The organism is Paenibacillus sp. FSL H7-0737 (genome assembly GCF_000758545.1).
GTDB lineage: Bacteria > Bacillota > Bacilli > Paenibacillales > Paenibacillaceae > Paenibacillus_AQ.
This window is the reverse complement of the sequence record NZ_CP009279.1, coordinates 2970577-2984403: the sequence shown is the minus strand read 5'-3', so window position 1 is coordinate 2984403 and position 13827 is coordinate 2970577. Positions and strand designations below refer to the sequence as shown.

The window sequence follows — 13827 nt, the reverse complement described above, 5'->3', positions numbered from 1 at the left end:
TCTCATTTATAGTTTCTGTTTAATATACTCGGAAAATTCCTGAATTGTCTTCTCGTTCCGACGATAGTACGTCCACTTCCCAATTCGCTGAGATTCCAACAATCCAGCTTTTTGCATTGTCAACAAATAACTCGAGATAACAGACTGTGCAAGTCCCGCTTTAGCTTGAATATCTCCCACGCATATTCCAGTTCGAAAACTTAGGCCTTGTTGTAAATAAGGCTTCTCATCAAAGAATTCCTCCGGAGTTTTTAACCACATCATAATCTGACTACGTGTCTCGTTAGACAAAGCTTTAAATATCACTAAAGGTTCCATGCATTTCATTATATCTACTTTTATAGATTTGTAAATGTAAAATTAATTTAGTGCATAAGATATTTCCAAATTAACCAGCAAATCAGTACGGATACCCACGAAATGAAACCGAAAATCATCACGATTTTATTTTCGCTCCATCCGTATTTTAAACTGAAATGGTAATGAATCGGAGCCATTCGGAACAGCCGCAGCTTATTCCGTTTATAGTACCAAACTTGTAATATGACCGACAACTGCTCCGCAAAATAGACGAAAAACAAAATCGGAATCAAAAGCTCGACCTTCTCTATGACAGCTAAAATGGAAAGGGAGCCACCGATCGCCAGTGATCCTGTATCGCCCATAAAAGCTCTTGCCGGATAAATATTATAAAGGAAAAGCCCAAGCAGACAGCCGATCATGACAAGGGAAAATGTCTGCACTTCAGGTTTGTCCGAAATCATAAAAAAGAAAAAATACGTTGGAATGGCTACATTGATCAGTAGCCCATCAAGACCGTCCGTAAAATTGATAGCATTTGCGGAGCCCACCACAAACAGCAAAATGATTCCGACATAAAGGTACAAAGGCAATTGCAAATAGTGCCCTTGAAATAACCCAATATCGCTCGTCAGGCCGAACGAATGGAACAACATATACAAAATGGTTCCAGTAAAAATAAATTGTAACACTAGTTTTGAGCGACCGGTGATGCCGGACGGATTTTGCCAAAAAGCCTTTTTGAAATCATCGAGAAATCCGACTGAGCTGAACAACAAAAACGTGACGCATAAGAGTAACATTAGAGGTCCGGGATGAAACTGTAACGAGATCGCTATCCCGATAAGCAGGACCAACCCTGCCATAAGCGGTGTACCACGTTTGGCCTGATGATCCGCTGGTAACTCGGAGCGAATTGGCTGCGTTAGCCTCAGCCTGTGCAGTGTCCAGATCAACAACGGCGTAAATATCGCCACTAGAAGAAAAGACAGGCCGGAAATAGCCATAATTCCAAACATATAATAAACTGCCCCCTCTTTGAAAAACAATATTTTAATATTTCCACTCCAAATACTCTACTCTGGAACCTAACTCACACTCACGAAATTGATTTGAGAGTTATTAAGATCGCTTGAATTATGTAAAGTTTTATCCCTCTCACTTGTATCTTTAGTAAAATGATATATGTAAATAAAACTTTGATAAAGAGAAAGTAATCTGTTTTTATTTCCTATTTTCGCTCCTCATTAAGAAATACTTCCGATCAATAAATAAAGGACTGCCTATCGGCAGCCCTTCATTTATTTCGCATCCCCCTTTGTTTTCAAAATCGATAATTACCTAAGAGTCTAGCTTTGCTAACTCCTGAAGGATTTTCTCAATATCACCATCAGGATTTAACGCTTTAATCATCTCTTTCGTAATAGCTGCACCCTCATAAACTTGTGCAACAACCTCTAAGGGGAGTGTGAGTTCAAAATAACCTTCGGCAAATTCCACAAAATCCTCAGCTGTGCGGAAAATAGTTCCTAGCAAAAAGTCCGAACCATCTTCTGTCCCCGCTGGAATCTCTACCTTCCCCTTTTGCCACGTCAAGTCATTATTTTCACGCCAAAAACAAAAAGTAACATCATCCTTTGTTATCGCCTCATCTTCCAGTAAAGACAATAGTGAGGTCGGGACTTCTTCATAGATTCCTGGCCAAACTTCATGTTCGTCGCGCGCATATGGACTTACTTCTGACTCATGATCAAATCCTTTAATTATCGTTCCTTGAGGTGAAAAAATAATAAACAAATGATCATCTGATCCATTGTCAATCGATGCTAAGGAAACATTCTTATCGAATTCAGAAACAAAACTATGATAGCGAAGCCATTCCTCTGGACATAGGACAATATTTAGAGAAGCAAGTATTTTCATGAGTTTTTTTAAGTTTTCGGGTGATGGTAAAATATTTAACACATTCATTTATGATTCCTCCCCATTGTAGTTATTAATGATTTTAGCATATTCATGAATTAGGAGTGAAAAAAAAGACTACCCGAAGGTAGCCTTTCCAACTTAAGAAGACACTAACTTAGCTTAAGATCCCGCGCCCTTATATCTTCTAACCCCATAACTCCAAGCTAACAGACCAATCCCAAGGAATATCGCACCTACAACAGGTGTCATCAGCGCCAGGCTCGTCATTTCTTCACGCTGCAGGAAGAGCGCTGCTGGATAAACTCCGACGAATGCAAACGGGATAATCCAAGTTAGAAGTACCTGAATAGCACGATTGTAAATCGTTACCGGATAACGGCCATAGGTCTGAATATTGTACATTAGAGGAAGAATACCCGTTGGTGCATCAGAATAGAAAGACAATGAAGTCAATGTTGTATAAATCCCAGTATAGATGGCGACGGCACTTAATGTAAGAATGATCAGAGCCGGTATCGTCCACCATTCAAAGGGAAGACCCAGATTACTACCACTGATGGCCATAATAATAATACCTATGAATGAGCCCATTAGTGCTGGTGGATCAACATTTTCCAAGAAGATCTGGAACAGATTATGCGCCGGACGTGTCAAAATACGGTCCATCTCACCTTTGACGATATAACGCTCACTAAATCCCCATAGATTCACAAAACAACTAAACACCCCAAAAGGCACCATAAAGAACCCATAGACGAACACTACTTCGTTCTGATTCCAGCCGCCAAGGCTATCCGTATGCATGAAAATTACTAGTATAAAGATAAAGTTTGTAGCCTGAAAGAGCAAATCTGATATGACCTCTACCCAAAAATCGGCGCGATAGGTGAGCCGGGACTTCATATAGTTTTTAATGTATTCAATTAATAATCCAAGGTAATACACGTTTCCTCAACCTCCCTGCACGAAGAGACGCTGCCGCGCCGCATGATATAACCAGACAATTGGAATCAGTAATGCCAGGAACCAAACGATCTGTATCCCTAGTACATTCCAAATCCCAACCCCTTGCACCCGTCCTGTAAATACAGAACCTGGCAAGTAAGTAATCGCCTGAAACGGCAGCACCTTAAGTATAGAAGATAGCCAGTCAGGAAACAGACTGATCGGCACGATCAGACCAGAGAACAGATCAACAATTACCCGCTTCATACGCATCATGCCCTCATTATTCTCAACAAAGAAAGCCGAGAGCCCAGTAATAATATTGATCTGTGAATTAATCAAAAAGCTGAAAAAGAGCATTACAAGAAAACCCGCCCAAGCAGATGGTGCTGTCGGTAATTGAACCGGGAACAACAACATCGCTATAGCCATACCCGGAATCATAAACAAGAGGAAGCGGAACATTCCCTCTCCGAGTCCTTGCATCATTTTGACTAAGACATAGTTATAAGGCCTTATAAACTGGATAGCGATACTTCCGTCTCGTATATCCGTAGAGATCTCACGATCTAGATTATTAAAATAAAAGGCTCGAGCCATCCACGACACAGCAACATATGATGTCATTTGCGTTGCAGTAAAGCCACCCAATGAATCCCCATTACCATAGATGGCCATCCAAGTGAAATAGTTAACCCCAATATTCAGTGAATAGATAAGAATACCTGAGTAGTAGTTAATCCGATAAGCAAGCATGGTAAGGAACCGGATCCGTATAAAATCTAAGTACGCCCCAAACAGTAATCTACGACTATTATCTGGAGGACCACCTGAAGACGAACCTCCTGAGGACGAAGACATAGCTGTTGCAGCATTAAGCTTATCAGACATGTAAAGCCTCTCTTTCATCCTTCAGAGCGGCAGCTTGTTTCTCTGGTTTATCCGCAGACCCGGATTGATAAATACTGCGAACAATATCGTCCGTATTCGTCTCAATGATTTTGATATCAGTAATGTCGGCTTTCCCTACTACCCGTCCCAAAACATCGGATACATTTATATCCAGCGGTATCCAAACCGATGCTCCAAGATCGTTGTCTGCAGACCAAGTAACCGGCATCCCTTCAGTCCAAAGCTCAAGCAATTGCCGTTTCGTTGCATTTCCGAATTGAAATTGAACTTCACGTCCGGTTCCCCAGCGCTGTTTCAGATCTTCTAGGCCGCCGTCATAAATAATTCGACCATCGTCAAGCATAATCACCCGCGAGCAAAGGGCTTCAATATCTTGCAGATCATGTGTAGTCAATAGTATGGTTGTTCCATGCTCACGGTTCATATCTTTAAGGAATTCACGGATCTCTGACTTCACCACAATATCTAAACCAATGGTTGGCTCGTCCAGAAATACAATCGAAGGGTTATGAAGTAATGCTGCGACTAATTCACAACGCATCCGCTGACCGAGACTGAGCTTACGAACAGGACGATTCAGTAGTTCTTGCAACTGCAATCGTTCGACTAATTCATCCAGCCGTTTCTTGAAGTCTTGTTCAGATACCCGGTATACCTTGCGCAGCAGCTGGAAGGATTCAATGACCCCAATGTCCCACCATAGCTGGCTGCGTTGCCCGAACACCACACCTATATTCTTCACAAATTTCTCGCGCTCCAAATAAGGAACATAACCACCCACCGTAAGATTTCCTGAAGTTGGTACGAGAATACCCGTGAGCATTTTGATCGTGGTTGATTTCCCGGCACCGTTCTCGCCGATGTAACCACAAATCTCACCTTCGGGAATGGAAAAGGAAATATCCTTCACGGCAGTTACTTCCGTATACTCCCTTTTAAACAAATCAGCGAAGGCCCCTTTGAGACCTTCGCGGTTTTTTTGTACTTTGAATGTTTTGCGTAAGTCTTGTACTTGAATAGCAGTCATATTGTACCTCACTAAGCTTAAAGTTGGGTTCCAGTAACCCATTATAATTGAAGAAGTGCAAAAGCACTACCTCAATTTTTACTTAGCCAGTCTTCCTACAATTGGATTCCCTTCTTTCACTGCCTCTAAATGTCCTGAACGAGCCACTTTGGTGCGTAAGTATTTCTCGTTAAAAGAAGATACATCTCCCCACAGCGCTACTCTTTTCACAGCATTCATACCTGCAGTCTTGAGAGCTTCCAGTTTCTTCGGATTGTTAGTAATTAACGTGACTGGTTTTTGACGTAGCTGTTGTAGAACGCTGATCGCTTCTTCATAATTTCTTGAATCATCAGAAAAACCCAGTTCTAAATTAGCCTCAACTGTATCGTATCCTTCTTCTTGTAAAAGATACGCTAAAGATTTGCTAAACAGTCCAATGCCTCTACCCTCATGGTTAGCAAGATAGAATAACGCACCTGAACCGTGTTCGACAATCATTTTCATGGACTGATGCAGTTGGAAGCCACAATCACAACGTTTGCTGCCAAAAATATCGCCGGTATGACAAATGCTGTGCATCCGAATCAATGCTTCATCTGAGCCTTCGAAATCACCATATACTAAAACACTGGATTGCTGACCATCTGCGAGGCTCATGGATGGTAACTTTGAAATCAAAGCGGCTGTTGCTTCACTATTATCACCAAGAAGCTCTGCATCCGTAGTGTTCAGCCAGTTGTACCATTTAAAAGTAACAGTCTCTCCGTCTAAATTCACGGGTAAAGTAATCGGTCCAACTAATATATTTGTACTGTTTTCTAAAGGAATCCGAGTAATTTTATTTTGTAGGATAGAAATAATATCTGGTTTTGTCATGTGTAACACCTTCCTCAATTTCATCTGGTATAGCTATAGCTATACATAAGGATCGAATATTAGTTAAAATATAAGTAACTATTTGTAAGTAAGTTTATCATTGTAATATAACTTCGTCAAGTTATAATATATCTTTAAATATTTATAATTACTTTATGTAAGTTTATGATATAATGAATGTCGAGGTGATATTATGAATGATTTCAACATGTGTCCTCGCTTTGAAAAAGCGGTAGACTTGCTAAGTAAACGTTGGGTCGCGCTGATCGTTTTCGTGCTTATGCCAGGTCCACGTCGTTTTGGCGAAATAGAAAGCTGTCTGTCCAATCTAAGTGGTAAAGTGTTATCTGACCGATTAAAAGAAATGGAAATCGAAGGTATTATTGAGCGAACCGTATATCCAGAAATGCCAGTACGCATTGAGTACTCCCTTACTCCAAAAGGAACCGCGTTGGCTCCTATACTTGGTGAAATTGGAAATTGGTCTACAGACTGGATTGAGCTTGGTGTTACAAATTAATCCGACTTATACTAACTTGAAGAGCCCTTTTTGTTCCGTAAATCCGGCAACAAAAAGGGCATTTTAAGTTCTTCGATATATTGTTAAACTGCTATAGATCCTTCCGTTGAAAACGATACAATCCGATTAAGAACGCGATTAGTGTATAGAAGATCGCATAGACGATAAATGAATTAGATGGGACTGAGGTGAAGTTATCTAACCCAAACAGACTATTGGAAGCGTTAAACATTCCGTTCATTTCGTTAATACTAAACAGTTCAGCAGTCATTCTGCGCTGTAACCCATCTACAGGCATAAGTAAGGACATTATACCCGTCATATTATTTAGAGTGCTGAGTGCTTCGGGCTTAGATAATAAAGAACTACTTACCTTGTCAATCATTCCTCCTAGCCATCCTGCTCCATAAAGCATCGTCATAAAGACTCCATTCCCAAGGGCTGAGAAGAATCCTGAACCCAGCATAGAAACAGTTATTAGCAACGGTACGATGGAAGAAAAGAGCAAAAATGATTTAAATAACGCTAATCCATCTCTTGGAATTGCGGTATGGGCTTGCGTAATTAGCAATATAGAAACAAATAAAATAAGTGCATAACCTATTCCTAGAGTTACATAACCAAGCCAGCGACCTGCGTACCATTTCCAGCGTGGAATTGGTCTTGGAAGCAAGGCTTGCATCACTCCCTGCTCTGCCTCACCTGAAATGGCGGAAAACGAACTAAAAATTGCTAAAAAAGCAATTACAAATGCTCCGAAGAAAAATCCAAACGATAAAATAAATAAACCATTTGTAAAACGAATAAGGAGTTCTTCTCCGCTAGGAAAACTCGATCCGTGAGACATAGAACTTTGCCCGATCGTACCCGCAATAAACCAAAACCCAATAAGAAAGACCACGGTCATAATTAATGTCAGCACCATTACTCTTTTGCGCATCAGTTCTTTCCAGGTCATACCCATTATAATTCTCATTCGTGTTCACCTCTGTGGCTTAGTCCTGATACAGCATTCATAAACCACTCTTCCAGACGTTCTTGCTGATGTGAAACTTCATATAAGGTCATCCCTTGTTCTATAATCAGTGTATTCAGCCAACCCACCTGCTCTTCACTTTCCAGCTCCGCTTCCAACCAAACCCTACTACTGTCTATGGATTCTTCGGTATGGGAAGACACCCGGATCTGCAAGCCTGTCTGATCTTTTAGCCACGACAATAAAATAGGCGCAAAGCCGCCTACTTTAAATCGCCAGCTCATACGCTTGTTTAACACCTCGGACACTTTACCATGCCGGAGAATAACTCCGTTATTAAGTAGCGCCATTCGGTCGCAAAGTACTTCAACATCCTCTAACAGATGAGAGTTTAGAAATATCGTAACCCCTTTTTCTTTTAGATTCTGTAATATACGCCTGACTTCCTGACGTCCGATTGGATCTAGTGCCGATGAGGGCTCATCCAAAAATACGATAGCCGGCTCATTAACAAGTGCACAAGCTAAACCCAGTCTTTGCTGCATTCCCTTAGAGTAATGCTTCACTCGGTCACGTCCGCGCTTACCAATTCCAACCTCATCAAGAAGTTGTGGAATTCTCTTATCTGCCACAGACCGCTGCATTCCGCATAGTCTTGCATGCAGCCTCACTACCTCCTCACCCGTTAGCCATTCCTGATAACGATACAATTCGGGTAAATAACCGATTAGTGATTTAGCTTCTAGCGAACCAATCTTATGCCCGAACAGAGTTCCACTGCCACTTGATGGATGAATAAGACCTACAAGCATTTTTACAAAGGTGCTTTTACCTGCACCGTTAGGGCCGAGGAAGCCAAAGGCTTCCCCTTTCCCTACAGTAATACTTACATTTCGACAACCGCGTCCGTTATCATATTCTTTAGTTAGGGACTTGGCTTCAATTGCTGCAGTACTCATGATTCAATCAGCTCCTGAACCTTGGTGATAAGCTTCTCTTTACTCGAATAGAGCTCACCTGACAAATTGAATAGCTGTCCATCCTGAATCCATGTGGCTTGATATACAGGACCGCGGCTGTATTCATAATTGTCAACTATAACTAAAGTGTCACCCACAGTTATTTGCTCCGTATTTTCACCAGCGATTAACGGCATTGGGATTTCTCCGGATAAGACCCTGCTTTGCATTAAGCTAGTCTTCAAGTAATCTGGGAGCAGTGGGAAATTCATTACAGCTTCCAAAGCCTCTTCCACTTTAATAGAAGGATCAACGTTAAGTACAGGTGCATTCATCTGCGACAGACTTGCCCAGTGTGTTTCGTCAGATGAGAGATTGTAATTCACAAATTCCGGGATATGAAGTGTAATTGGTTTACCGTCAATCGATTCGGGCAGCAGATGTTCTGCTCCAATTTTCTTCAGGGCTTTGTTCACTTCGTCCACTTTCAGATTAAGCGTGATATCTTGTGAAGCACCCACCGTAACTGAATTATGCCCTTCCACTAAAGCAGCGGTTTTCGCTGGATAGCCTAGGGTAGCCTTCAGTTGATCCGCAGGCAACTCACCAATGTAAGCCCCGCTAGCGTTTGTAAACTCACCGAATTGATTAATTGATCGATTAAGTTCACCGTCTTCAGCCACCTGTGTGAAAATATTACGCAGATCACTCTCATGAACAACCGTAACCTGTTCCATCCTGAACTGATTCAGAATGGATGCCATTGCTGTGTTTCCTATTGGGGTCGCGAGAATGACTGCAAAAACAGCTACACTCGCAGCTACAACTCCTAGCTTCCGACGACGGTTCATACGCAGTCGACGCGGACGTTGTACTTTCTTATCATGGGTAGTTATAAGTATGTCCTGTACTACCGTTGGAGTTGACTCTGATTCAAGGTTCTCTAGATTTTCTACCTGACTTAAGTTAACAGAATCCTCAGTTTGAGCTTCCGTATTTTGACTCCATTTTGCCCATTGAGGATTATAAGGTTCATTCTCTAACTTACACTGTAGCTTGGCCCAGGCTTCGTCTGTACTTTGCTTATCTTTATCTTGCTTTCCTGAATAGTTATTCATTATTATACCTCCTGATTTTAAAGATTACTTCGTAACTTCTCCTCAAAAGAAGTCTACTTCGTCTGGGGTATCGCCTTCGTTGCATTTTGTCTTAGTTTTTCTGTCGCTCGGTGAAGCAGGGTCCCTACTACTGGAGGTCTTACTCCAAGCTCTCCTGCGATTTCCACATAACTGTACCCCGAGTAGCGAAGAAGAAGCGCTTGTCTGTCTCTTTCAGGCAATTCATTCAGCCAGATGTGTACATCTTCCTGATCTAGCTTACTAATAATGACTTCTTCACCTGAAGGGGGAGATTCACTAGCATCATAAAGCTGCTCTTGTTTATTCTGCAGTCGCCGTTCCCCTGCTTTTTTGTCCAAATAATCATATCCAATACGAGTTAGGACTCTATGAAGCCAGGCACCCAGCGCTGCTGGATCATCTGGTGGATTACGGTACAATCTCAGAAAAACTTCTTGAGCTAAATCATCAGCCGCCGATTCATCACGTACCAAAGCGGCAAGCTTACGGCGGACAACAGGGTAATGTTCATAAAATATTGTTTTAAAAATTTCAGATTCCGGAATTTCCATCGTTTAAATCCTCCTTATCAGCTGCAGCTATAAGTAAGACGACTGTCAGTACATTTTTGTATCAGAATTCTTCATAATTATCATAATCCATTATAAAACATACAAAAAGACAGCCCCTAATTAATAAGGTAACTGTCTTCATTATTGGTCTTACCTATCTATTTTGATCCCAATTATCGAATTCGAATATATCGGTTAAGAATCTTCTTGGACAAAATACTCCGCTCCAGCTTAAGCTCCAGCAGCTGTTCTTTCCAATGTAACACTTCATCTGATTCTTCATTCTTACGCAGCTTCTCAAACAACTTCATGATCAATATGTTAACGGAATCAAACCGTGACCATAATTCTATCACACTTTCTTCTTGAACCTGAGGTTCTTCCGATACTGTGTTAAGATTCTTTAAGCTCTCTATGATGTCAGCCTGCCACTGTCCATCGTTAATTGCTTTGGCATAATTTAAAAGGTCCAGATAATCGTCGACTGACATATGTACCGACTCCTTTGTATGGTTATACCAAGTATTATACTAGGTATTGTGTATATTGCAACACTTTATACCTGTAAGTATACAAAAAAAACAAGGGCTAGTATGCGGACTAGCCCTTGCTAATAAATTTAAACGGAGTACGTTAAGTTATAGTAACTTCTCGATTTCCTCTTTGTATTGCTCCGATTTCGGACCAAATACGATTTGTACAGCACCTTGACCAAGTCTCATTACACCGGAAGCACCGAGTTGTTTCAGTGCGGAATCTTTAACGGCTTTTTCGTCTTTAACGATCAGACGTAGGCGTGTAATACAAGCATCGATATTTTCGATGTTTGAAGGTCCGCCGATGTGCTCAAGAATTTGAGCAGCCTTGGAAGAAACAGCTGAACCTGTTCCGTTACCTCCAGTTGGTGCTACAAGCGCATCATCATCATCTTCGCGACCAGGGGTCTTAAGCTTGAACTTCGTGATGATAAAGCGGAACAACACATAGTACAGAACGAAGAAACACAGACCTACAGGGATAAGAATCCATGCATTGGTGGATAGCTTCATGTTTATCAGATAATCGATCAAACCAGCGGAGAAACCAAAACCAAGCTTAACATCCAGAATGTACATTAACGCCATCGAGAATCCTGTAAGTAAAGCATGAACTGCGTACAAGGCTGGTGCCAAGAACATAAAGGAGAACTCAAGTGGTTCTGTGATTCCTGTTAAGAAGGAAGCAATAGCAGAACCGATGAAGATGGAAGCTACCATTTTACGTTTTTCTGGTTTAGCTGTATGAATAAATGCAAGCGCTGCACCTGGAAGCGCAAACATCATGATTGGGAAGAATCCAGTCATAAACATCCCAGCTGTTTTGTCTCCAGCGAAGAAGCGATTTAAGTCACCGTTAACCAATTCACCCGCTGCATTCGTAAAATCACCAATTTGGAACCAAGCAATCGAATTAAGTACGTGGTGAAGACCTGTCGGAATCAACAAACGGTTAGCTGTACCGAAAATGAACGCTCCAACTGCGCCAAGTGACACTACCCAGTTTCCGAAATCACTAATTACATCTTGTACAGGGCTCCAGACCATCCCAATTAATACTGCAAGGACCATCGTGGAAGCTGCGGTAATGATTGGAACAAAACGTTTACCCGCGAAGAACCCAAGCCAATCTGGCATCTTTATATTGTGATATTTCTTATATAGAAATGCTGCCCAGGCACCGGCAAATATACCCCCAAGCACACCCATATTCAACTTTACAGCATCATCAATAAAAGAGAACTGAAGGGGTACGGCAATCAGAATCTTGTCTAGTACTAAGTATGCAATTACTGCTGACAAGGCTGCTACGGCGTCCTTGGCAAATCCAATGGCAACCCCTACTGCGAAGATTAGAGCAAGATTTCCGAAGATAGCACCCGAACCGGCATTTAGAAATGGAACAAAATAATGGTTCAGGAATCCACCTATCGTTGCCCCCAGAGGTATATCTTTTTCGTAGTTAATCAGACCTAATCCTTGAAGAATAGCTGCCGCAGGCAAAGTTGCTACCGGAAGCATAAGCGACTTACCTAATTTCTGTAGAAAACCCAACATAAAATATCATCCTTTCGATTCAATAGTAGTAATGCTGTATCAGCTTATTACTTTGAAGCCACTGTAAGAATCAGATCCTGTCCTGCTGTAACCTGACCATAATGTCCGTTCACTTGAGGTGGTGTTTCCTCCGTACTAGTCACGATTACAGGTGAAATTGTGTCACAGCCTGCTGCGCGAATAACGTCCAGATCAAATTCGATTAAGGTTTGACCTGCCTTCACTTGATCTCCAGAGGCAATATGACTAACAAATCCGTTGCCCTTAAGACTGACAGTATCGATTCCGATATGTAACAGCAATTGCACACCGGAGGAATGTTCCAGAATAACTGCATGACTCGATTTCACGATATGAGCAACCGTGCCATCAAAAGGAGCCTTTAGGATCCCCTCAGAAGGTCTGATTGCAACTCCGCTACCCATATGACCACCAGCAAAGGTTTCATCCGGAACCTCTGTTAATGAAACTGCTTCTCCACTGATTGGTGCCATGATTTCGATTGTATGTCCAGTATGTTTCTCTTCTTTTTTTGATTTCCATTTGGAAAACATATGCTCCACTCCTCTAAAGTTGTTAGTTTTGTTTCACTAAAGTCTGAAATAATCGGTGTAAGTGCATCGCTAGGAAACACAGCTCTTCTTCCGGGATATCTACACCAAGAGATTTTTGCATCACTTTACCGAGCTTTTGAGATAACTTGTATTCCTCTTTGTATTCCTTCTTAATATGTTTCACAAAAGGATTATCTATTAGTGATCCTTTCAAAATACGTTCCAGCGAAAACCGCAAGTGGATCATTAATCGAATATGATTCATACTGCCATGCTCAAAAGTTATATTCCGTTCTTGCTGAATCATGTCTAGAAGTTCACTCACGATATTAGATGCTTTTACTAACTGACCCACCGATACATTGTTAACTGCGGAGTACACATGATAAGTTAGAAATCCAACCTCGTCTTCGGGAATTTGCACCTGAAATTCAGCATTGATCTTCTCTGATGCCTTGTAAGCGATATCAAATTCCTTCGGAAAAGACATCTTAGTTTCTTGTAAAAAAGGATTAATAATATCCATCCCGTTGCGCAGACGGTAAATGGTGAACTGAATGTGGCTCGGGAGTGCCAAATAAATCTTGTCGTTTAATTTGTCAGGAAATTGACTTTGGATATCAGCAATTATTTCATCAGTTATTCTCATCACTTTGGGATCTATGTCTTCCAGCAATATTTGATACTGACTCCAGGATTCGCGGTCTTCTAGACGAAACAATTTCTCAATACGAGGATCGTTTCCTTCAATCACACCTGAACCTTTCACAGCAAAACCAATGCCTTTACCGATAATGACATATTCCTTGCCGTTCTTGCTTCCCTGAACCATTACAACGTTGTTCCCAATCACACGCTGTACTTGAAATTGCTCGATCTCCCGCGACAAGCTCATCACTCCTTTCCCATATTATCGTCAATTAGGAACAAAAAAAGCCAAGAAATGTCTCATCGAGATGAAGACAATCCTTGGCTCATGCCCTTAACGGTAACACGCCACTAAAATATAAATGATCATTTATGAACATATCATAAATCATGAACTGCTAACTCGTCAATGGTAAATT

The 13827-nt window shown here is 41.4% G+C and carries 16 protein-coding genes; 1 reads left to right on the top strand and 15 read right to left on the bottom strand.

Annotation, left to right across the window (positions count from 1 at the left end):
- Positions 1 to 6: 6 nt before the first annotated feature.
- From H70737_RS12885 to H70737_RS12855, 7 genes are all read right to left on the bottom strand, one after another.
- Positions 7 to 318 carry an ArsR/SmtB family transcription factor gene (locus H70737_RS12885; protein ID WP_042193811.1) on the bottom strand — a complete coding sequence of 104 codons (312 nt, stop codon included), beginning with the start codon at positions 316 to 318 and terminating at the stop codon, positions 7 to 9.
- Positions 319 to 365: 47 nt separating this feature from the next.
- Positions 366 to 1319, bottom strand: a complete 954-nt coding sequence (gene mraY / locus H70737_RS12880) for a phospho-N-acetylmuramoyl-pentapeptide-transferase (RefSeq protein WP_042187778.1) — start codon at positions 1317 to 1319, stop codon at positions 366 to 368.
- A gap of 322 nt (positions 1320 to 1641) precedes the next feature.
- Positions 1642 to 2271: a hypothetical protein gene (locus H70737_RS12875; protein WP_042187776.1), complete on the bottom strand. Its 630-nt coding sequence runs from the start codon at positions 2269 to 2271 to the stop codon at positions 1642 to 1644.
- A gap of 114 nt (positions 2272 to 2385) precedes the next feature.
- A complete protein-coding gene (locus H70737_RS12870) occupies positions 2386 to 3129 on the bottom strand; it encodes an ABC transporter permease (protein WP_179085851.1) in 744 nt (247 codons plus the stop codon).
- Between the two features lie 48 nt (positions 3130 to 3177).
- Positions 3178 to 3927: an ABC transporter permease gene (locus H70737_RS12865; protein WP_042193809.1), complete on the bottom strand. Its 750-nt coding sequence runs from the start codon at positions 3925 to 3927 to the stop codon at positions 3178 to 3180.
- Positions 3928 to 4054: 127 nt separating this feature from the next.
- On the bottom strand, positions 4055 to 5110 hold the full coding sequence (locus H70737_RS12860) for an ABC transporter ATP-binding protein (protein ID WP_042187774.1): 1056 nt from the start codon (positions 5108 to 5110) through the stop codon (positions 4055 to 4057).
- A 78-nt stretch (positions 5111 to 5188) separates the two neighbouring features.
- The gene (locus tag H70737_RS12855; RefSeq protein WP_042187772.1) at positions 5189 to 5968 is read right to left on the bottom strand and encodes a GTP cyclohydrolase II; all 780 of its coding nucleotides are present in this window, start codon (positions 5966 to 5968) and stop codon (positions 5189 to 5191) included.
- 193 nt (positions 5969 to 6161) lie between these two features.
- Between H70737_RS12855 and H70737_RS12850 the strand changes: the two genes are divergently transcribed.
- Entirely contained in the window at positions 6162 to 6488 is a 327-nt protein-coding gene (locus H70737_RS12850) for a catDE operon transcriptional regulator CatR (RefSeq protein WP_042127276.1), read from the top strand.
- A gap of 91 nt (positions 6489 to 6579) precedes the next feature.
- On the opposite strand, the gene H70737_RS12845 is transcribed toward H70737_RS12850, so the two are convergent.
- From H70737_RS12845 to H70737_RS12810, 8 genes are all read right to left on the bottom strand, one after another.
- Positions 6580 to 7464 (bottom strand): ABC transporter permease subunit, encoded by an 885-nt coding sequence (locus H70737_RS12845; RefSeq protein ID WP_042187770.1) that lies wholly within the window; start codon positions 7462 to 7464, stop codon positions 6580 to 6582.
- Positions 7461 to 8423, bottom strand: a complete 963-nt coding sequence (locus H70737_RS12840; protein ID WP_042187768.1) for an ABC transporter ATP-binding protein — start codon at positions 8421 to 8423, stop codon at positions 7461 to 7463. The genes H70737_RS12845 and H70737_RS12840 overlap by 4 nt, the downstream gene beginning before the upstream one ends.
- Positions 8420 to 9541, bottom strand: coding sequence for a hypothetical protein (locus H70737_RS12835; protein ID WP_042187766.1), 1122 nt, complete (start codon positions 9539 to 9541; stop codon positions 8420 to 8422). The genes H70737_RS12840 and H70737_RS12835 overlap by 4 nt, the downstream gene beginning before the upstream one ends.
- 53 nt (positions 9542 to 9594) lie before the next feature.
- Positions 9595 to 10113: a sigma-70 family RNA polymerase sigma factor gene (locus tag H70737_RS12830; RefSeq protein ID WP_042187764.1), complete on the bottom strand. Its 519-nt coding sequence runs from the start codon at positions 10111 to 10113 to the stop codon at positions 9595 to 9597.
- A gap of 173 nt (positions 10114 to 10286) precedes the next feature.
- Positions 10287 to 10604 (bottom strand): hypothetical protein, encoded by a 318-nt coding sequence (locus H70737_RS12825; protein ID WP_042187762.1) that lies wholly within the window; start codon positions 10602 to 10604, stop codon positions 10287 to 10289.
- A gap of 147 nt (positions 10605 to 10751) precedes the next feature.
- Positions 10752 to 12206, bottom strand: coding sequence for an N-acetylglucosamine-specific PTS transporter subunit IIBC (gene nagE, locus H70737_RS12820; RefSeq protein WP_042187760.1), 1455 nt, complete (start codon positions 12204 to 12206; stop codon positions 10752 to 10754).
- Positions 12207 to 12253: 47 nt separating this feature from the next.
- The gene (locus H70737_RS12815) at positions 12254 to 12760 is read right to left on the bottom strand and encodes a PTS sugar transporter subunit IIA (RefSeq protein ID WP_042187759.1); all 507 of its coding nucleotides are present in this window, start codon (positions 12758 to 12760) and stop codon (positions 12254 to 12256) included.
- Positions 12761 to 12782: 22 nt separating this feature from the next.
- Positions 12783 to 13655, bottom strand: a complete 873-nt coding sequence (locus H70737_RS12810; protein ID WP_042187757.1) for a PRD domain-containing protein — start codon at positions 13653 to 13655, stop codon at positions 12783 to 12785.
- Positions 13656 to 13827: the final 172 nt, after the last annotated feature.